Here is a 21,016-nt window from a genome sequence, read left to right as displayed (position 1 = left end):
GAACCGTCATGTCCGATATCGGCCGCGTCAACCTGTTCGGAAAACTGAATCCGTTCCTCTACGAGACGCTCGAGCAGGCGACCGGCTTCTGCCGGCTGCGCGGCAATCCGTACGTCGAGCTCGCGCACTGGTTCAAGCAGATGCTGCAGCGGCCCGACGGCGACCTGCAGCGCGTGCTGCACCACTTCGGGATCGATGACGCCGCGATCGACCGCGGGCTCGTTGCCGCGCTCGACAAGCTGCCGCGCGGCGCGGGCTCGGTGTCGGATCTGTCCGTGCATATCGACGATGCGGTCGAACGCGCATGGGTCTATTCGACGTTGAAGTACGACGCGACGCGCATTCGCGGCGCGGTGCTGCTACTCGCGATCCTGAAGACGCCGCAATTGCGCAACGTGCTGGTGGCGATCACGCGCGAATTCGAGCGCGTCGTGCCGGACGTGCTCGCCGACGCGCTCAAATCGATCGTCGAAGGCTCGCCCGAGGCGCCGCCGGCCGGGCACGCAACGCCGGGCGGCGACACGGCGATGCGCGGCGCGGCAGCCGCCGCCGACGGCTCAGCGCTCGCGCGCTTCGCCGTCGACCTGACCGCCCGCGCGCGGGCCGGCGAGATCGACCCGGTCGTCGGGCGCGACGCCGAGATTCGCCAGATCGTCGACATCCTGCTGCGGCGCCGACAGAACAACCCGCTGCTGGTCGGTGAGGCAGGCGTCGGCAAGACGGCCGTCGCCGAAGGTTTCGCGCTGCGGATCGCCGCCGGCGACGTGCCGCCGTCGCTGCGCGACGTCGCGCTGTACCTGCTCGACATCGGGCTGCTGCAGGCCGGCGCGAGCGTCAAAGGCGAATTCGAGAGCCGGCTGCGCGGCGTGATCGACGAGGCGATGTCGTCCGAGCGGCCGGCGATCCTGTTCATCGACGAAGTCCACACGCTCGTCGGCGCGGGCGGGGCCGCCGGCACCGGCGACGCCGCGAACCTGCTGAAGCCCGCGCTCGCGCGCGGCCTGCTGCGCACCATCGGCGCGACCACGTGGTCCGAGTACAAGCAGTACATCGAGAAGGATCCGGCGCTGACGCGGCGCTTCCAGCTCGTGCACGTGCATGAACCGGAAGAGGCGGCCGCGTTGACGATGCTGCGCGGCCTGGTCGGGAAGCTCGAGGCTCACCACCGCGTGCTCGTGCTCGACGACGCGCTGCAGGCCGCCGTCACGCTGTCGCACCGTTACATTCCCGCCCGCCAGTTGCCGGACAAGGCGATCAGCCTGCTCGACACGGCCTGCGCGCGCGTCGCCGTCAGCCAGCACGCGGTGCCCGCGCCGATCGAAGACGCGCGCCGCCGCATCGACAGCCTGTGCGTCGAACAGGAGCGGATCGGACGCGAATGCGCGCTCGGCACCGGCGATACCGTGCGGCGCGATGCGATCGTCCGCGACATAACCGCCGCCCGGGCCGAACTCGACCGGCTCGACACGCGCTGGCAAACCGAACGCGACGCATTGACGGCGATCGTCGATGCCCGCGCGTTGCTGCTCGATGACGATCCCTCGCATGTGCTCGACGCCGATGCACGCACCACGGCACAAACCCGTCTGTCGGCCGCACAGCAGGCGCTGGCCGACCTGCAGGGCGATGCGCCGCTCGTGCTCCCCGCCGTCGACACGCACGCAGTGGCTGCCGTCGTCGCCGACTGGACCGGCATTCCGCTCGGCCGGATGGTGCGCGACGAAACGCAGGCCGTGCTGAAGCTCGCCGATACGCTCGGCGAGCGCGTCGTCGGCCAGAAGCACGCGGTCGAACTGATCGCCGAGCGCATTCAAACCGCGCGCGCCAGGCTCGACGATCCGAAGAAGCCGCATGGCGTGTTCCTGCTGTGCGGGCCTTCCGGCGTCGGCAAGACCGAGACCGCGCTCGCGCTTGCCGACACGCTCTACGGCGGCGAACACAACGCGATCACGATCAACATGAGCGAGTTCCAGGAGGCGCATACCGTGTCGACGCTGAAGGGCGCGCCGCCCGGCTATGTCGGCTACGGGCAGGGTGGCGTGCTCACCGAGGCCGTGCGCCGGCGCCCGTACAGCGTCGTGCTGCTCGACGAGATCGAGAAGGCGCACCGCGACGTGCACGAGATTTTCTTCCAGGTGTTCGACAAGGGCTGGATGGAGGACGGCGAAGGGCGCGATATCGATTTCCGGCATACGGTGATCCTGCTGACATCGAATGTCGGCGCCGATCGCGTGATGCAGCTGTGCCGTGACCCCGAGCGCCTGCCTGACGTGCAGACGCTCGCCGATGCACTGCGCGCGCCGTTGCTCGACGTGTTTCCCGCCGCGCTGCTCGGCCGGTTGACCGTCGTGCCGTACTACCCGCTCACCGATGCGACGCTTGCGCGGATCGTCGCATTGCAGCTGCGGCGGATCGAGCAGCGGATCGACGCGCATCACGGCATCCGGCTGCATTGCACCGACGCAGCGAGCGCGCTGGTCGTGGAGCGCTGCCGGACGATCGAGTCAGGCGGCCGGATGGTCGACGCGATCCTCACGCATACCGTGATGCCGCGAATCGGCCGCGCGATCCTGCAGGCCACGCTCGAAGGCCGCACGCTGTCGTCGATCGAGCTGAGCGCGGCCGACGGCGAATTCTCATACCGGTTCGACGGGGAGGAAACGACTTGAATCGCGTATTCACACTCGACAGCCCGCACGGCGACGACCTCAAGTTCCATACGCTCGACGGCAGTGACGAACTCGGCCGCCTGTTCGAATTCCGGATCGAGGCGCTCGCCGACAGTCACAGCCTGTCGCTGAAGGATATGCTCGGCAAACCGGTGACGGTGCGGATCGAACAGCAGGATCTGTCCACGCGCTACCTGAACGGCATCGTAGCGCGCGCATCGCTGGCCGGCCGGCGCGCCGAGCGGTACTACGGCTACGAACTGATCGTGCGGCCATGGTTGTGGCTCGCGACGCGACGCTCCGATTGCCGGATCTTCCAGAACAAGACCGTGCCCGAGATCGTGCAGGAGGTCCTGTCGACGTACGGCTTTCCGATCGAGAACCACCTCGCCGAATCATATGTGCCGCGCGACTACTGCGTGCAGTACAACGAGACCGACGCCGCGTTCGTGTCACGGCTGATGGAGTTCGAGGGGATCTACTTCTGGTTTCGGCATGCCGAGGATACGCATACGCTGATGCTGGGCGACGCGATGTCGTCGCACACCGTGCTGCCCGGCTACGAGACGATTCCGTACATCGCGCGCGACCGCACCGCGATCGCCGACGAGGAGCATATCGACGGCTGGCTGCCCGCGCAGGAAGTGAGCATCGGCCGGCACCAGACCACCGACTACGACTACACGAAGCCGCGCGCCGATCTTTCGTCGCAGAAGGTCGATCCGCGCGGGCACGATCACGACGGTTTCGCGTCGTTCGAGTGGCCCGGCGGCTATCGCGACGATGCGCCCGGTGCGCATTACAGCCGCGTGCGGCTCGAGGAACAGCAGGCTGAACATGAGCGGGCGAGTGCGGATACCGACGTGCGCGGTGTCGCGCCCGGTTACCTGTTCACGCTCGAACATTGCCCGCGCGCCGACCAGAACCGCGAATACCTGATCGTGCGATGCCAGTACCGCTTTCAGGAGAACGCGTATGCGAGCGATCAGGGCGCGGAGGCTGTGGTCCATCAGACGATGATGCTCGTGCAACCGTCGAGCCTGCCTTACCGGTCGCCGCGCGATACGCCGCGGCCACGGACCAACGGGCCGCAGACGGCCACTGTGGTCGGGCCGCCTGGGGAGGAAATCTGGACCGACCAGTATGGGCGCATAAAGCTGCAATTCCGCTGGGATCGGTACGGGCAAAGCAACCAGGATTCGTCGTGCTGGGTGCGTGTGTCGAGCCCCTGGGCGGGTGGCGGGTTCGGGGGCGTGCAGATTCCGCGTGTAGGCGATGAGGTTGTCGTGGATTTTCTGAACGGCGATCCGGATGAGCCGATCGTGACCGGGCGGGTTTACAACGGCGAAAAGATGCCGCCGTGGGGGCTGCCGGGGAGTGCGACACAGAGCGGATTGTTGTCGCGGTCGTCACCGGGCGGGACGACTGACCATGCCAATGCGTTCCGGTTCGAGGACAAGAAGGGCGCGGAGCAGCTGTGGATGCATGCGGAACGGAATTTCGATGCGGAGACGGAGCTCGATCATTCGCTTTCGGTCGGGAACAACCATACGCATACCGTTGGCAACGACGAGACGATGCAGGTGAAGAACAACCGGCAACGGAGTGTGGGGCAGAACGAGACGGTGAATATCGGGCAGAACCGGATCGCGCAGATCGGGGCGAACGAGACGCATGGGGTGACGGGGAATCGCAGCGTGTCTGTCGATGGGAACAGTTCGCATACGGTGACGAAGGGGAATCACAACCTGGCGGTAGTTACCGGCACGCATGACGTCTTCGTCGAGGGGAACAGCACGCATGTCGTCGGTACCGGGTCGTATGCGACGAAGGTCAATACGGGAAGCCATTCCGTCGACGTGGCCCAGGTCGCGTCATTGGCGGCAGGCCAATACATCGACATGGGTGCCGGACAGAGCGGCGTAACGATCAACAAGGAGAACGTCGGGGTTCTGATTGGAGGACTGGCGAGCGATGTCGGTGTTGGCATTACCGGTCAGGTCGGCGGCGTCGATATCGCGGGATACGACAAGGGCGTGAACATCTCGGGTTTTGCGCAGGGCGTGTCGATCTACGGCGAGAACGATCTCAATCTTTCGGGCAAGTCGACCGCCAATCTTCAAGCGCCCACGGTGAACATCGACAACGGTAAGGCCAGCTGCAACGTCAATGTCAACGCGACGAGGATTGTCCTGGCGACCGGTGGCGGTTCCATCACGCTCGACGGATCGGGCGTGACGATCCAGGGGACGATTGCCCACATCAATTGATTTCGGCCGGTGCCTGCCGGTTGCGGATGAAGCATGGGAGACGGACGATGGAAAACGAATCCGATCAGATGATGGTCGATGAAACGCTCGAAGCGGAAACGGTCGAGGCGTTGCGCCGGTTATTCGCCAACGATGCGACGCCTGATCGCACGCCGCCTGCCGAACGCTGCGAATCGTCGACGATGATCGGCGAAGTGACCGATACCCATCATCCCGATACGATGGGGCTCATTCGCGTGAAGTGGACATTGCAGGACGACACCACGTGCGAACGCTGGCTCGAATGCGTGGACGGCGTGAAACCCCGCATCGGCGATCGCGTGCTGCTGCAATCGCCGGCGAACTGGCCCGAGTACCTGATCGCCGGGCTGCTGACCCGCAAAGGGCATGGTGAACCAGTCGAACCAGCGGTCGAACCCGCGATGGCGCTTTCGCTTGAAGCCGACAAGTGCGTGCAGATCGCAGATGCATCAGGCTGCCCGCTGCTGCAGGTGCGGGCCTCGCCAGACGGGCCTGTCGTGACGCTGCTGAACCGGAACGTGAATATCGAAGTTGCCGGCAAGCTCCGGTTGAGCGCGCAAACCCTCGAACTGGAGGGCGGACGAGGCGGTGTCGATATCCGAACAGAAGCGGACACCGTCGTCCGCAGCCGGTACGTTCGCCTGAACTGAGAAGGCGGCCCGACGTCATGCATCGTGAATTCTCCGCCATCGAATCGTCGCTCGAGGCGTTCATCGATCAGCCCGATGATCCGACGCTGTTGATCGAGGCATCCGACAACGACCTCGTGCCGGTTCTCAAGATGATGCAATCGCTCGACGAACGACTCGGCGATGCGGTTTTCCTGAATTTTCCGTTTCCGTGCGACTCTGCCGATGCGTATTTGCAGACATGCATGGAAGCGCTTGCACGTCAGATCGACGACGCAAGCAGCGCACGCATCGAACGTGGCGAAACAGGCTGGCCGCCGTTGCCGCTGACCTGCACCGACCCAAGGCGCGCGCCGGCGACACGGCTGCGCGATGCAGTCATGCACGTTCGCACGCTGATGCCGGAAGGCACCAAGGTCGTATGGGCATGGTTGCCGTCGCCGATGGGCGATTTCGGCGGCTTTGCGAAGCTGGTGCTGCAATGCCTGGCGCTGAACGGCTTTGAGGAGTGGATGGAAGGACATCGGTTCTGCATCCGCGACGACCGGAAGCATCCGTGCCTGATTCCACTCGCGCGCGAGAAGAAGGCCGAGCATGTGCTGATTCTTCCAGTTGACTTCTCGTCCGAGAAGGCAACCCGTCATCTGGTCGACATCGCGAACGATGCGGTGCATCCGATCGAGCAGCGCATGGGAGCCTTGATGCAGATTGCCGGGATCGACCTTGCGCATGGCCGGCTGCCCGAAGCCCAGCGCAAGTATTACGCGCTCTTTTCGTTTCATGTTGGGCGGAAGGATTCGACCGGTTGCGCGATCGCGTTGCACGGACTGGGTGACGTGGCGCTTCGCCACGGGTCGCCGCGCGATGCAAAGGACTGGTACCTGCGCGCATTGCCTGCCGCGCTCGATGGCCGGAATCTGCTGGTCGTACTCAACGCGCTGATGGCGACCGGTGGCTGTTGCAACACGCTCGGCGAGCATGCGAAGGCGGCGACTTATTTCGATCTGGCAAGCGGTGCGGCAGGCAGGCTGATGCTCGTGCATACGAAGATCGAGGCGATGGAGAAGGGCGGTGTCGCGTTGCTGTCATGCGGCCAGGCAGCGGAAGCGGCGAAAAGCTGGATCGCCGCGAAGGGATTGTGCGAGCAGTTTCGCTGCGAACGGCAGCGCATCAGCCTCCTTGATCGCCTCGTATCACTTTATGGAAACGCCGGGCTGAAAACCGAGGCGAGGGCGTACGAGCTCGAAAAAGATCCGCGGTACGTGGCCCAGTTGCGGGGAGCCATAGCGCCAGGCATACGCGACACGACAGCTGGATACGAGAAGGTACGACCATGAGTGAAACGGTAAGCCGTTTGACGCGCGCGTCCGGACCCACCGAGAGCCATGCCGCGTCGTCTGAATCGAAGACGGACACCGCGTGCGATTCGTTGCTCGGGACTGTCAAGTCGACCTTCGATCCGTTCAAGCAGACGTTCTCATCGGAAGGCGGAGCATTCCGCCACGTCAGTGAAGCGGTAAATGCGCTTGCGTCCGTACAGGGCATGCCGTCGCAGTTACTTAATACCGGTATTGCGCAGATCCCGCTGCTCGACAAGATGCCGGGGATGCCCGCAGCGACGATCGGCGTTCCTCACCTCGGCACGCCGCATGCGCATGCTCATCCGCCGAGCAACGGCTTTCCGTTACCGAGTGTTGGCCTGACGATCGGCAGCGGTTGCTTGAGCGTGTTGATCGGCGGCATTCCGGCCGCACGCGTGCTGGATATCGGCTATGCGCCGACTTGCGGCGGATTGACGCCTTACTTCGACATTCAGACGGGATCGAGCAACACGTTCATCGGCGGAATGCGTGCCGCGCGCATGGGAATCGATATGACGCGGCACTGCAATCCGATGGGGCATGTCGGGAAGTCGGAGGGGGAGGCGGCGAGCGCTGCAGAGAAAAGCGAGGAGGTGGCGAGCGAGGCGGCGCAGGTGACTGGCCGGGCAAAAGCGTTGGGGAGAGCAGGGAAAGCGTGGTCTGTTGGTAACGCGGCGCTCGGGCCGGCGTCGGGGGTGGCGACTGCGGCCGATGACGCATCCCAAGGAGAGATCGCTGCGGCGGCGATGATGGCTGCGCAGACAGCCGCGGATCTCGCGTTCATGATGCTCAGCAATCTGATGGGCAAGGATCCCGGTGTCGAGCCGAGTATGGGGACGTTGCTCATGGGCGATCCGACCGTGCTGATCGGCGGGTTTCCGCTGCCGGATTCGCAGATGATGTGGCATGGGGCGAAGCACGGGATCGGGAAGAGGGTCAAGGCACGGGTTGCGAACAGGCAGAAAGAAGTCAGCCCGTGCACCGACGGACATCCGGTCGATGTGGTCAGGGGTACGGCGGAAAACGAATTCATCGACTACAAAACGCACACGGCGCCTGCATTCAAGTGGGAGCGGTACTACTGCAGCGGCTGGCACAAACAAGACAGTCCGATTGGTTTTGGTTTTCGACACATTTTCCAACACGAGTTGCGCCTTCTGCGGACCCGCGCCATTTATGTTGACGCACGCAACCACGAATATCCATTTCCTCGGACCAGTGCCGGCCGTTATGAGGGATGCTTTGCCGGTTATGAGCTGGAGCAGTGCGATGAACGTCGTTTCGCGATCCATCATCCGCGGCTTGGAAGGATGACGTTCGAGTGCCTGGACAATGACACTCATGTTGCCCGGCTCGTGAATCATGTCAAAACGGAGTTCGAATACCGGTTTGTGTATGACGAAAGCGAGGTACTGATACATGTCACCCAGGAAGCCGAATGCAACCACCTTCGACAGACGATTGAATTTCGCTACGACGATTTCGGTCATATTTCAGCAATTTACCTCACACATCCGCAAGGGGAAAGTCTGTGTATTACTTACTATCGTTACAACCCATCCGGATGCATGGAGGTAGCAACTGATCCGCTCGGTGCAGAAATGTCATACGGCTACGACTCCCACGGAAGAATGACCCGTGAGACGGATGCGAACGGTTACTCGTTCTATTACGAGTACGACAACGAGAACCGATGTATTGACAGCAGGGGGCAGGACGGGTTGTGGCATGTCGCGCTCGACTACCAACCGGGCCGCACCGTAGTGACACGTGCCGATGGAGGCAAGTGGTCGTTCTTGTACGACAATTCGCGTACGGTGACACGAATCATCGACCCATATGGCGGAACGGCCGAGCGCTTAACCGGTCGCGACGGCCGAATTCTGAGTGAAATCGATTCCGGCGGACGCACGATGTGCTGGTTATACGACCGGCGCGGAGCAAACACCGGGCGGCTGGATCGCTGGGGAAACAGTTGGCCGACGAGGGAGGAAGCGCCAGCCTTGCCAAATCCCCTTACGCATAAGGTTCCCGCCACGCCGATTGGACTGTTGTATGGCTGGCTTCGAACATCGAACCTGCCAGATCGAATACTCCTGCCACCGGAGATCGATAGCGTTTCGACCACAGCTGTTCCAGCCGCCCGAATTACATCACCGCCTACCGAGCAATGCAATGCAGCCGGGCACATCATCAGCCGCACCGACATTTATGGGCATACAGAGCGCCTTCACTACGATGCTGCGGGCAATCTCGTGCAGTTGGGAGACAGGGACGGGCGCGCATATCGTTACAACGTCACGTCCTGGAATCTACGTGAAAGCGAGACGGGACCGATGGGCAATGCAGTCCGGTATCGATATACCGCCAAAGCCGAGATCGCTGCGATCGTCGACGCGAATGGCAACGAGAGCGTCTACCGTTACGATTTCAAAGGTCGAATTCAAAGCGTAACGCGGCACGGTGTGTTGCGCGAAACCTATAAATATGACACCGGTGATCGATTGATCGAAAAGCGGGATGGGTGCGGCAATCTGCTGCTCCATTTTGAGATCGGCGACAACGGCCTGCACAGCAAGCGGATGCTGTCGAGTGGGGCCACTCATTCCTACCACTACGATTCGCGCGCGAATATTACAAAGGCCTCGACGGACAGGTTCGACGTTAAGTTGACCTACGACTCACAAGGCCGGCGCACTTCGGACAAACGTGATGGCTTGGGCGTCGAACACGTTTACGTCAAAAAATCGCTAGCCCGCACCACTTATCTTGATCGATATACCGTCCATTATGAATCTGTCGGCCATGGCGAAATACTCATTCATACGCCAGAGGGCGGTAGCCACCGTCTTGTGCGTTCACGCGATGGACAGGTTCTGCTATGCCTCGGCAACGGCACAAATATTCTCCAAACATTCGATGCGTACGGTAGATGTGTCGGACGAACCAGATGGGTGTCGGATCAACCGGAGTCCGTGCATTGTGTGACGTATGCATACAGTGCCATGGGGGAACTGCGAAGCGTAACCGATAGTGCAACGGGTACGACCGAGTACCAATACGACGCCACGCACCGCTTGATTGGCGAAACTCGCAACGGATTTCCCGCGCGACGCTTCCAATATGACGCGGGCGGGAATCTTCTGTCATCGTCGACATGCGCGTGGATGCGCTACACCGAAGGCAACCGACTCTCGGTAGCGGCGACGGGAATATTCCGCTACACCGACCGAAATCACCTTGCGGAAACGATCACCGGCGACAACCGTCGTACCGTCTACCGCTATGACAGCATGGACTTGCTGGTAGCGATCGATTGGAATGACCAACAACACTCCTGGGCCGCGGAGTATGACGGACTGTGCCGCCGCATCTACAAGTCCATCGGGGAACAGCGCACCGACTTCTTTTGGGACGACGACCGCCTTGTAGCCGAGAGGAGGCCGGACGGACGCCTGCGTCTATACGTATACCCGTGCGAAACCGCCTATGTTCCGTTCATGCTCATCGACTACGAATCCGTGGATGCAGAGCCGAGTAGCGGAATAGCTTATTTTCTCCAGCACAATCAGGTTGGACTGCCCGACCTGATCACGAATCAAGAACGCGGCGTCGTCTGGAAACCCGACGATATCGATCCATACGGTGCCATTTCCGTTTCAAAAGAAAGCTTGATCGACTACGATCTGCGCTTTCCCGGTCATTACCATGACGTCGAAGCCGGCATACATTCCAATCGGTTTCGATCTTACAGTCCGATACTCGGGCGCTACCTGCAATCGGATCCCGCCGGACAGGCAGGCGGCATCAATTTATATGCGTATTCGGCCAATCCGATCGTCAAGGTGGACGTTCTGGGGTTGGCGGAAAGTGGTTGCGGATCCAGCCTCGGCGAAGAAGTCGCAGACAACAAGAAAAAGGGTGCCGAAACCGAGAAAGCACACGACGCGCCCTCACACAGCGAGCACGACCTCGACGTGCTTCGGCAAGAGCTTGGGGCACTCGCACAAGCTGCCTGGCAGAAGATGAAGGATGCCAATGCTCGAGGCGACCGAACGGTCACGCTCGACGACGGGACTGTCTTGAAGACCGGCGACACGACGATGGGGCCATGTCTTTCGGTTGTGAAGGACTTGACAACGGGTGCCATCTACTACGGACAGAACACCGGAAAGCGACCGCGTGGGCTGCGTTCACCGCTCAAGGAGCAGACTGAAAAAGTCGCGATCGCCAACGAGGAAAAAAGTCCTTCCCCATATCCAAACAATCCTGGGTGGACGCGAAACAAAGGCATCCCGGGTTCGCACTCCGAAGTACAGGCGGCCAACCAAGCGTTGGAGGCACGGCCTGATGCCCAACTCAACGAGTTGGCTGTCTATAATGTTCGCACGGAAATGGACAAGGCAGACGCTGGCGAGCCCATGCCTCGATGCGACAACTGCAAGCCAATTACTGACGGTATTATTGCTCTAACCGACTAAGAGGTACTTCCTGATGCAACGCATTCTTTCCAGTCAACTCGAGTATCCCGGAGACGGTCTCTATTATCTCGATGGCGAGCCGTTTTCCGGAATTTCTTATACGCTCCGAGACGGATGGGAAAAATCAGAAACGGAAATCCGCCAGGGATTGCAGTGGGGTACAACGAAAGAGTGGTACGAGCCGGGGCGACCAATGCGGGAAGCGACCTTCTTCAAGGGCGTACTCCATGGACGTGCACGTGAATGGCATAAGAATGGCCAGCTTGCCGAGGACGGCGAATATGAATATGGCATCACCCTGTGGGAGAAAAGCTGGGATGAGAGCGGCGGACTCCTGGACGACTTTCAGTTGAGCGAGGATGACGAGGATTTTCAGGTTCTGCAAGAGTATCGGGCCTTGTATCGAAAAGACGATTCCGCGTAGGTAGCCCACAGAAAAGGCGGTTGCCGCAGCCGGATTGCTGCGACAGCCGCCCACATCGGAACATGAGCGACGGACCTTGGAAGCCGTCGCCCGTGTCGATTTATAATTTGACATAACGTGAATTATCGATAATTTGTGTTGTAGTAGCTTTTTAGAAATGTCGTGTTCTAGCCATTTAGAAATGTCGTGTTTGGACCTCGGTAAGCTTGCCGGCTCCCCGTCAGATCATGGAGCCTGCGATGCACCGAACAGCTCTGGTGACATTGAACATGCGAGAACTCGACCGTCTGAAGGTAATCCAGGCCGTGGTGGATTTGGGCTTGAAGCCTGGCTGCGCGGCAGAACGGCTGGAACTGACGACACGACAGATTCGCCGACTGGTCGCCCGGCTGCGAGAACACGGGCCTCAGGGTCTCGTGTCGGGACGGTATGCGAGGCCCAGCAACAACCGGCTGGACGCGGTAATTGTCGACCGGGCGCTATCGCTCATCCGCGATCGCTACGCCGATTTCGGACCGACACTGGCCTGCGAGAAGCTCTGGGAATGCCACGGCATTCGGCTGGCCAAGGAGACAGTCAGGAAGCTCATGACGGAGGCAGGTTTATGGGTGCCGCGTCGGCAGCGACCGCCGAAGGTTTATCAGCCGAGAGCGCGCCGGGCGTGTCTGGGCGAACTGATCCAGATCGACGGCAGCGACCATCGATGGTTCGAGGAACGCGCGCCAGCCTGATGTATGTGGACGACGCGACGAGCCGACTGACAATGGCCATACGGCGCAGCTTCTCAACGGGTATCGAATCGAAACGCCGGCGGGCATCGATGCCCTTCTCTCGCCGCGATGCCGTGCAGGGACCTGAGCGGGATCATCAACTGGCGTTTGCCGGCATCGCCGCTGCCGATCGTCCAGCACGAAGCCATGCTCAAGCGCTTCATACGTCACCTAGCAACCACCTACCCGACGCTGGACAGGCTCCTCAACATATCTGCAAACAGGCTCGCCGCACGGGTTCGGCCGGTTCTTTTCGACCACAGCAGGCCCAGATCACGCGACAACTCCGGGCCCGTTATGCGCAACAGATTGACGTGTTCGAAGCGCGCTCCGGCGCTTTCCGGGACGATGGTTGCGAGCTGCCCCTCGGCCGCGACGGCGAGAAGCGACTCGGCAGTATCCATTTCTACCGCGACCTGCAGACACGCGCCGACATCCCTGAACGTCTGCTCGATCAGGATGCGCGTCGAAAATCTCGACGTGAGCAGTGCCAACGGGATCGCATCAAGCGCTTTCCACTGGATCCGGCGCTTCTTCGCGAGAGGATGACTCCGGCCGACCGCCAGTACCAGTCGCTCCGTGAACAGATACTCCGATTCGACATCGTCCCGCGACGCTGGATGAAACGCGATGCCGAGATCAAGCGCGCCCAATGCGAGGTTTTCCTCCAGCTCCGCGGCCAGGAGATCCCGAACCGCAATCTGAACTTTCGGGTAGCGCTGATTGAAGGTCGCGACCGCACCAGGCAGAAATGAAATCGGAAACACCGGGATGGCACCGAGGGTAAAGACACCTGCCTCGAGTGCGTTGAGCTCCTGCACGGCCCGTTTGGCGTGCATCGCTTCGTTGCATGTCCGCGCGGCATAGTCGCGAAAAATGCGCCCTGCCTGCGTGAGCCGAATGCTGCGCCCCACCCTGTCGAACAGCGGCGTGCCCAATTCCTCTTCGAGCTGATGCAGCGCGTGCGACAGCGTGGATTGCGCGACGTACATCGTTTCGGCGGCCCGCGACAGGTTGTTCAATTCAGCGATGGCCAGAAAATAGCGAAGGTGCCGCAATTCCATAGGTACCTGACGTGGTTTCTTCACGATGCTGCCCGGTCACGCTCGAGCGAGCGTGTAAGTCGATTGCGCCAGCGTAGCGACATCGATCGATGCTGTCGAACGGTTTAATCTAATTAATTCACTTTTTGGATCGCCGACGGCCACTTATCATCCGGCCTGTTGCCGGTCGCTGACGCATGCGGCACACGATCGACATGACTGTCGTTGCCTGAAACCGTGAGATCCAATCCGGAGCCTGAAATGAACGATGCCATCTTGCGACACCCGACGCCCCTGTCCATCAAGGAATCCTGGGCTCGGGAATTCTCGGAGGCGATCGAAGTTCCTGCGGGTGCAAAAACCATTACGTTGAGCGGCGTCGGCGCATTGCCATGCAATCGGGAAGCCGGGCCGCTTACGGTCGAGTACTTCGGCGACATGCAAACGCAGACAAGAAGCGTACTGGACCAGATTCGGCAGATCCTGGAAGCCAAGGGGTATGCACTTGGCGATATCGTCACGGTACAGGCGCTGTTCGTCGCTGATCCGGCGAATGACGACATGCCGAACTTCGACGCTTTTTCCACGGTCTATCGCGACCATTTCGGGTCGGCGGCGCAGCCGAATTTGCCCACTCGCACGCGCGCCCAGGTGGTGCGGCTGGTCGAGCCCGGCTGGCTGGTCGAAGTGACCGTGACCGCGGCAAAGGTTGTCAACACCTGAAGCGCCCAACGCCGGCACGCAATGCGTGAAGATGCAGCGCTTCAATGCAGTATGGATTGCTGCATCGAAGCGTGATCGCGTCGAAGCCTGTCAGTTCAACTCCCGGTCATCATCAGGATTCCAAATCACATCAAGTGCTCTCGAGGGTGAACCGGCAGAGCCGAAGATCGCAAAACTGACGGCGGCCAGCAGCCATGCTGCCAGGCCACCGTAAAGCATGACCGAGCCGAAGCTCAGGATGCCATCGCGGACTTGCACGTCATCCAGTCGAGTTCCGGCAGACTACAAAGCACCCGAATCCGCAATTTTCTTGCGCTGCTCCACAAGGATACTGATGAACGCCCTGATCCTGCCCAGCATCTGCGCACGGGTCGATGGTGCGTTTCATCACTGTCCGGAGGCTGTCGATCATCCGCGATCTCTACGCCGATTTCGCCCCGACGCGTCAAACCAGATACGCCGCCACTTCCTCCGGCGACAGGAAACGCACCAGCGTCACAGACGGGTTCTGCGCCGGATGGCACACACCGTTGAAGCCGTCCCAGCTCCTCCGGATACCCTCTTCCGTCTCCAGCGCGATCAGCACGCATTTGCCGTGCTTGCGGTGGCTGCGCAACGACGCTTCGCCCCATGCGAGCGCCAGGTTGTCGACCAGCACGCCGTTCGCGTACGCATGCCCCCGCAGCCAGTGAAACTCCGAGGTGTCCTGCTCTTCGTCGCCGCTCCTCGGCGCGATCGGCTTGCCCACGCGCAGCGTCCGCGCATGCTCACCGATCAGGCGCTGCAGCAGCGTGAACGCGTGGAACGTGTTATTGACCGCATGCGCGCTGGCGACGAAGCCCGTGCCGGAAGCCGGCAGCACGACGACGCACTCCGGTTCGTAGCTCAATGCCGACGCGGCGCACAGAAAGTGCAACTGCTCGAACGGCAAACTGTCGTTGTCGGCCATCCGGTCCAGCAACGCCTGCAGCGCAGTGTCGGCGACAAGATCGCGGTGATTGTCGCGATCGCGCATCAGCATCGCCATCAGCGGCAGGACGAGCGTATCGACCGCATCCCGCAGCGCGTCGACTTCCCGGCCCTGTCGCCCGTCGAGTGCATCGAGCCGCTGCCGGGCCACGTGCCAGTCGCGCCGTTCGTCGTCGGTGGCTTCATCGTCGTCATCCTCGACTGCCCTTGCGCAATACGGCGCAAGTTCAGGCAGCCACGCCCCAAGCCGCGCCAGCGCGGCCGGAAACAGGATGCGCGGATCGGCCCCGCTCTCGACGATCGCGCCACCGAGCAACGCCAGCAACGCCGCACGATTCGGATGCAGCACCGGCAGCTCGGCCGCACAAGCGTGCAGGATGGCATCGGCGCGGGTACGGTCCTGCGCCTGCGCACGCAATGCGTCGACTTCGGTCAGTTCGAAGAAATCGTCCAGCGTGAAGAGATCGGCTTCGTCGAGTACGGGCCGGTGCAGGACGGCAAGGAGTTCAGGGGGCAGTTGCGTCATGGTTGGCGCTGCAGGAACGGAAGAATGTGCGATATCGGCATGGCCGAGGCGGACGGTCGGGCGGCTTGAAGACGTGCGGTTCAGTCGGTCATTCAAATTCGAAGCCTTTGTTCGGCGCGTGCTCCTCGTCGATATACGTGCCCTGAAAATCCACGTCGCTGCCGTGGCCGAGCACGTTCCCGCACTGACCGCGCTGTTCGACTTCCATCTGCGCGCCGTGAATGGCGAAATCGAGCTGGCAGCCGTCGGCGCCAACGTGGAATGCCTTGCCGTCGGCCCGCACGACGGCGTCGGCCTTGTATTCCCGTCCGCTGTTTTCACCGTTCCATGACGATGCGTTGAATGTCAGCCGTGCTGCATCGGCATACGGATTGACAAGAATCATGATGATTCCGCCGCGGTTGCGCGGCAACGGCTTGGACGAAATCTCCAGGAGTGTCCAGGTTTGCGACCAATGGAAGTCGTTGATGTCGCGCACGATGTCGGGGTTGGTCTGGGAAAGCTGCTGCAGCCGCCGGAGATAGCTGGTGCGCAGGCAGTCGACGTCTTGTCCGCAGGCGTCCCGCTGGATTCGCCAGCCACGCTGATAGCTCTTCAATTCATTGAGGCCGGAGTCGCCGTGCGACCGGTCAACGCGTTGCGGCGCAAGCGACCACGCGATCGCGAGCTGATCGTCGAGTTTCGACAACTCCGGGACCGCGCATATCGTTTGCTCCGTCGGGTGTCTGGCCAGATGGCAATTGAAGGAGGCGGCGTGTACGGCGCCGGCGAACCAGAAGGACGCCGGCAGGAGTGCAAGGCGGGCCAGCATCCGGAGGGTAATCGTTGTCTTCATGTCGGATTCGATGAGGGTGAAGGGTCACGCGTTACTCGCGCATCCCCTCCAGATCGCGGATCAACTCGCTCGCCGAGATCTCGTCGAGGGTCGACAGCGCATCAGGCTCGCGAATGCTGCCCCAGTTCGACGGCGCACCGGCCTGCAACACGCCAAGTTCCTGATCCGGATTCATGTCGACCGCACCGACGAAGATCCCCGGATCCAGCGACAGCTCGATCACCTTGCCTGCGCCGAGCGGCTTCGTGAAATACCAGATGCAGCCGGCATCCTCCACCTGGCCGCGCCGCCAGCCCTTGTTGACGAGCCCGAGCACGCGGCCGGTCGGCACCTTGACGCCCTTCCAGCGCTCGAGCTTGCGCCCGTCGCGCTCATCGTCGGTCAGCCGGTACACGTCGCGACCGAGCTGCGCGAACGGCTGCAGCAGCTCGTAGTCGGCGAACACCTGCCCGAACGCGGCGGCATCGGCCGGCGCGATTTCCAGCGCATGCGGCACCCCGACGCGGATCGTCGCGCCTTCCGGCAACGTGAACGCGTCGTCGTCGGCGGTCGCCGCGGTGCCGTCTTCCGCCACGCGGAAGCAGGCCTTCAGCGTGCCGCCGAAGTTGCCGCCATCGTCGACTTCGTACACCCCCCACACGAGGCGCTGGACCAGGTGGCGCACCAGCGGATGCTCGGCGAGAAACGCGCGAAACACCTCGGGCGTCCAGCGGCGGCGCCCGCACATCGCCACCTCGAGCCGCGCGACCTGCTGGCTCGCGATGGTGCGTGCATCCTTCTTCAGCAGCTTGAAGCGCTCGACCGCTTCCTTGCCCTTCACGGGATCGTCGGTCTTCTTCGGCTTCGGCAGGTCCGCAAGCCGCGCGCCGGCCACGCCGTCGGCGCCGGTCTCGCGCACATACGGCTTGAGTGTCTCGTCGAAGCCCACCCGGAATGCGCGCGGGCCGAAGTCGAGCAGCATCGTGCCGTGTGCGTCGAGCCCGAGATCCGGCGCGAGACGGTCCTCCAGTTCCTCGGACGACAGCCCGCGTGCTTCCGCGATCGCATCGATCTTCTCGCGCGCACGGTCCTGCAGCGCGCGGAACTTGACCTTCTGCGCAATGCCGTTGAGCAGCATCAGCGCGACGTCACTGCCGATCGAGGCCAGCACGTCGAGGCCGGTTGCCGCGCGTGCATGCGCCGATTCGCCGGGCCACGTGCGGATCAACGGCGTCAGCTTGCGTGCGGTGTCGTCGTTGCCGAACAGGCCCAACGCGGTGAGCGCCCAGCCCTCCTTGCCCGGCGCGCCGGCATCGAGCCATGCGTTGAAGCAGTCCCACGCGAAATCGGACAGCGACTCGGCCGTGCACGCGTCCTTCACGACGTCGATGCCGCCGTAGATCTCTTCGCTGGTCGGGAACGTCAGCATCTGGCCGAGATGGTCGAGCGCGTCATCCGGCAGCGCCTTGCCGTTCTTCAGCACCGGCCGGCGCCAGCCGCGCGGCTGCCAGAAATCAGGCAGCTTGCTGCGCTTGGTCGGGAAACGGTCGAGCGGGCTCTCGTCGAGCACGACGCGCACCGCCTGCGGCACCGCGTCGTCGGCATAGCGCGCGGCGACGTCCATCAGCAACGCCTCGTGGCCGTTCGCCTGCAGCAAACGCAGCGCCGCGCCGGCGCAGTCGCGCGCTTCGCCCGGCTTGCCGAGCGACGGCGCGATCAGGCCGCTGGCCGCATGCTCCGGAAACTTCAGCAACCAAGTACGGCCGTCGTCGCGCAAGGTCTTCAGCTTCACGAACGCGCGGGCCGCGATCGGCGCGCATTCGACGGCGCCGTAATTCAGCGCGTAACCGAAATTCTCGGTCGGCTTGTTGCGCACGGTTGCGATGAGGCCGGGCAACGCGGGCAGTCCGAAGGTCGCCATCAGCAGGTTCACGCCCGCCGTGCTGTATTCGCCCGCCACCGCGTTCCAGATGTCGACGGCCACCGCGGCCGGCAACAGCGTCAGGTATTCGACGCGCAGCGAGTACCAGAAGTACCGCTCGCGCTTGCGCTCGTCGATCATCGCGCGCCATGCGGCGACGAACGCCGGCGCGTCGCCTTGCCGGATCGCCTTCGCGGCAGCCTCGCCGAGCGGCCCGAAGTACTTTTTGTGCGCGTCGAAGCCGAGGCCGGCGACCAGCGTCATCGTGTCCTTCGCCGCCGCGGCGAGTCGCTTCACCTCCCACTGGTCGGGCGTTTTCGCCTGGTTGCGCTTCGCTTCGTCCCAGCATTCGATTGCGGCCAGTTCGAGCGGCTCCAGCGTCAGCGCCGCCGCCTTTTTCTGCCGTGCAGCGAGCCACGGTGGCGCCGCCAGCACGCCCGGCAATTCCTCGGCCGATGCGACGTCGGCCGGGCCGGCCAGCAGCGCGAGAAGCTTGTCGATCACGGCCTGGGCCGGCGCGTCGAGCCACGGCCGCAGCCCGTCGACGTGCACCGTATGCGCGCGCAACAGGCGCGTCAGGCTCGGGGTCAGCAGCCCGGCGTCCTTGCCGCCCGCGGCCACGAGTCGCGACAGCGCGACCATGCCCGCCAGCGGCCAGCGATCGAGCGACAGCGACAGGCGCGCGAGCGCGCCTTTCGAAGCACTGGCGACCTTCGCCAGCGCAGCCACCGCGTCGGGCGTGCCGATCGCGGCGAGCGCGTCGCCCGCCGCATCGTCGCCGGCGCCGCGTTCGAGCACGTCGAACGCGGCCGTGCCGCGCTCGCGCAGCACGGTCGCGACCAGCCGCGACATCCCCCAGAATGAATGGCCATAGCTATCCGGCCGGATCTTCGCGGCCACCGCGATCGCATCGGGATCGGTCGCGGTCAGCAGCATCCAGTGCAGCGTCTCGGGCACGTCGCGCTCGGCGCCCAGCCGGCGCACCAGTGCATTCGACACGTGCGGCGCATCGGGCAGCAGTAGTGCGGGTACGGGCTGGCGAGTCGGGTGCAGCGCCGGCAACGCGGCCTCGATTCTGTCGACGCAGGCCTGCCAGTCCGTATCGCTCGCCGCGGCAAGATGCTCGCGCAGCGCCGCCTCGGTGCCGACGATCGGCCCGCGCCAGCTACCGCGCACCGGGCCTTCGACATTCGTAGAGAAACGATGGACGCGGCCCTGCGCCTGACGGTCGTAGTCGGCGTGCACCTGGATTTTCAACGCGTCGAACAGCACGTCGATCGCGCCCGTCAATCCGTATTGCGCGACCATGTAGTCGACGACCGGGCGGCCGATCGTGGTTTCGCCGTGGGAGTCGCCCAGGAGCATCGCCAGCGCGAACAGCGCGGCGTCGGCTTGCGCATCCGCCACCGGCCCGGCGATCGGCGTACGCGCGGCCAGCCGGTCGAGCATCCGCTGCACGGCCGGGCGCAGCGCCGCATCGGTCGCGCCGATGTCGACCGAGTAACCGTTCTTGCCTTCGATCTTCAGCCACGCAGCGCGCACGTCGAGCACGGTCACCGCGACGGGAAAACGGCGCGACGCATACGCATCGCGCTGGATCTGCGGCGACAGCCGCACGGGATCGCCTTGCATCAGCCACGGCGGTGCGCCGGTGTCGACGATTGCGGGTGCGGCAGGCGCCGGCGCGGCGGCCGCCTCGGTTGCTACCCACTCGCCGAGGGCCACCGCAGCCGCCTGCGCGTGCTCGAGCACGTTGGCCGACGTTCCCCAGCCATACAGCAGGCGGCGCGACTTGAGCAGGTCGAACGCCATCGCGGCGCCCCGGTCGCCTACATCGTAGCGGCGCTTGATCACGGCGACCGTCAACGTGTCGCCGGGCTTCATGTCGCCGTTCGCGATCTGCGCGCGCACGGCCTCGAAGACACGCTCGCACTGGGCATCGAAACCTTCGGCCGCGACGGGCGGCACGGGCACGGTGGCAGCGGCCGTCAAAGGCGGCGTCGATGCGGCCGGCCCGGCCGACGGCGTGAGCGGCGCACCATTCTCGGCCTTCGCCGCTGCGGGTTGCGCGCTCGCCGCCGACTCTGCATCCGTCGACGCCTGCGGCGCAGCGGATGAGGTCGCCGGCGACGCGACGGCCGGCGGCTTCGCGGCAGTCGCGCCGATGCTGGCGCCGGCCGCCACCGCGACTTCGGCATAGCCCTTGCCGGTCTTCTCCTTGACGAGCTTGTCGAGCGCGACGCGCGCCTTCGCTTCGTCCGCGAACGACTTCGTCTGGCTCTGGCCCGCGGTGCCGATGCGGCCCCAGCGGATATTGAGCCCGGAGCCGTCCTGCTCCACTTCCCAGAACTTGCTGGAATTGCCTTCGATCAGTTCAAAACGACGCATCCGTTCC

General features: G+C 63.3%; 12 protein-coding genes and 1 pseudogene. 8 read left to right on the top strand and 5 right to left on the bottom strand.

The annotated features are described in order from the left end of the window. Positions 1–8: 8 nt before the first annotated feature. The 7 genes and pseudogenes from tssH to HAV18_RS02935 form a co-directional block, all read left to right on the top strand. Positions 9–2,669: a type VI secretion system ATPase TssH gene (tssH, locus tag HAV18_RS02965; RefSeq protein WP_166952536.1), complete on the top strand. Its 2,661-nt coding sequence runs from the start codon at positions 9–11 to the stop codon at positions 2,667–2,669. After that, on the top strand, positions 2,666–4,939 hold the full coding sequence (gene tssI / locus HAV18_RS02960) for a type VI secretion system tip protein TssI/VgrG (RefSeq protein ID WP_166952533.1): 2,274 nt from the start codon (positions 2,666–2,668) through the stop codon (positions 4,937–4,939). The genes tssH and tssI overlap by 4 nt, the downstream gene beginning before the upstream one ends. A gap of 71 nt (positions 4,940–5,010) precedes the next feature. After that, on the top strand, positions 5,011–5,610 hold the full coding sequence (locus tag HAV18_RS02955; RefSeq protein WP_166952530.1) for a hypothetical protein: 600 nt from the start codon (positions 5,011–5,013) through the stop codon (positions 5,608–5,610). Positions 5,611–5,627: 17 nt separating this feature from the next. Next, positions 5,628–6,926, top strand: coding sequence for a tetratricopeptide repeat protein (locus HAV18_RS02950; RefSeq protein ID WP_166952527.1), 1,299 nt, complete (start codon positions 5,628–5,630; stop codon positions 6,924–6,926). Then, positions 6,923–11,431, top strand: coding sequence for an RHS repeat-associated core domain-containing protein (locus tag HAV18_RS02945; RefSeq protein ID WP_166952524.1), 4,509 nt, complete (start codon positions 6,923–6,925; stop codon positions 11,429–11,431). Before HAV18_RS02950 ends, HAV18_RS02945 begins: the two co-directional genes overlap by 4 nt. A 13-nt stretch (positions 11,432–11,444) precedes the next feature. After that, a complete protein-coding gene (locus HAV18_RS02940; RefSeq protein WP_166952521.1) occupies positions 11,445–11,855 on the top strand; it encodes a toxin-antitoxin system YwqK family antitoxin in 411 nt (136 codons plus the stop codon). Between the two features lie 239 nt (positions 11,856–12,094). Beyond that, a pseudogene (locus HAV18_RS02935) lies at positions 12,095–12,621 on the top strand (helix-turn-helix domain-containing protein); the annotation flags it as partial. A 186-nt stretch (positions 12,622–12,807) separates the two neighbouring features. Here HAV18_RS02935 and HAV18_RS02930 read toward each other — a convergent pair. Further along, on the bottom strand, positions 12,808–13,713 hold the full coding sequence (locus tag HAV18_RS02930) for a LysR substrate-binding domain-containing protein (RefSeq protein ID WP_166952518.1): 906 nt from the start codon (positions 13,711–13,713) through the stop codon (positions 12,808–12,810). A gap of 216 nt (positions 13,714–13,929) precedes the next feature. Between HAV18_RS02930 and HAV18_RS02925 the strand changes: the two genes are divergently transcribed. Next, a complete protein-coding gene (locus HAV18_RS02925; RefSeq protein ID WP_208101661.1) occupies positions 13,930–14,391 on the top strand; it encodes a RidA family protein in 462 nt (153 codons plus the stop codon). A gap of 90 nt (positions 14,392–14,481) precedes the next feature. Here the strand turns inward: HAV18_RS02925 and HAV18_RS02920 are convergent, their stop codons facing one another. The 4 genes from HAV18_RS02920 to HAV18_RS02905 form a co-directional block, all read right to left on the bottom strand. Continuing rightward, positions 14,482–14,649 carry a hypothetical protein gene (locus tag HAV18_RS02920; RefSeq protein ID WP_166952515.1) on the bottom strand — a complete coding sequence of 56 codons (168 nt, stop codon included), beginning with the start codon at positions 14,647–14,649 and terminating at the stop codon, positions 14,482–14,484. Positions 14,650–14,836: 187 nt separating this feature from the next. After that, positions 14,837–15,886, bottom strand: coding sequence for a hypothetical protein (locus HAV18_RS02915; RefSeq protein ID WP_166952512.1), 1,050 nt, complete (start codon positions 15,884–15,886; stop codon positions 14,837–14,839). 88 nt (positions 15,887–15,974) lie between these two features. After that, positions 15,975–16,721, bottom strand: coding sequence for a lysozyme inhibitor LprI family protein (locus HAV18_RS39780; RefSeq protein WP_243771528.1), 747 nt, complete (start codon positions 16,719–16,721; stop codon positions 15,975–15,977). A gap of 31 nt (positions 16,722–16,752) precedes the next feature. Beyond that, on the bottom strand, positions 16,753–21,009 hold the full coding sequence (locus HAV18_RS02905) for a WGR and DUF4132 domain-containing protein (protein WP_166952509.1): 4,257 nt from the start codon (positions 21,007–21,009) through the stop codon (positions 16,753–16,755). Positions 21,010–21,016: the final 7 nt, after the last annotated feature.

The organism is Burkholderia sp. D-99 (genome assembly GCF_011605345.1).
Taxonomy (GTDB): Bacteria; Pseudomonadota; Gammaproteobacteria; order Burkholderiales; family Burkholderiaceae; genus Burkholderia.
Note: the sequence above shows the minus strand (reverse complement) of the source record. Positions and strands in the feature narration are given on the sequence as shown.

Excerpts from the sequence above, each read along its gene's own strand:
- HAV18_RS02940 (WP_166952521.1), top strand. The coding sequence starts at position 11,445 with ATGCAACGCATTCTTTCCAGTCAACTCGAGTATCCCGGAGACGGTCTC.
- HAV18_RS39780 (WP_243771528.1), bottom strand. The coding sequence starts at position 16,721 with ATGAAGACAACGATTACCCTCCGGATGCTGGCCCGCCTTGCACTCCTG.
- HAV18_RS02915 (WP_166952512.1), bottom strand. The coding sequence starts at position 15,886 with ATGACGCAACTGCCCCCTGAACTCCTTGCCGTCCTGCACCGGCCCGTA.
- HAV18_RS02950 (WP_166952527.1), top strand. The coding sequence starts at position 5,628 with ATGCATCGTGAATTCTCCGCCATCGAATCGTCGCTCGAGGCGTTCATC.
- HAV18_RS02905 (WP_166952509.1), bottom strand. The coding sequence starts at position 21,009 with ATGCGTCGTTTTGAACTGATCGAAGGCAATTCCAGCAAGTTCTGGGAA.
- HAV18_RS02925 (WP_208101661.1), top strand. The coding sequence starts at position 13,930 with ATGAACGATGCCATCTTGCGACACCCGACGCCCCTGTCCATCAAGGAA.
- HAV18_RS02945 (WP_166952524.1), top strand. The coding sequence starts at position 6,923 with ATGAGTGAAACGGTAAGCCGTTTGACGCGCGCGTCCGGACCCACCGAG.
- HAV18_RS02955 (WP_166952530.1), top strand. The coding sequence starts at position 5,011 with ATGGTCGATGAAACGCTCGAAGCGGAAACGGTCGAGGCGTTGCGCCGG.
- tssH (WP_166952536.1), top strand. The coding sequence starts at position 9 with ATGTCCGATATCGGCCGCGTCAACCTGTTCGGAAAACTGAATCCGTTC.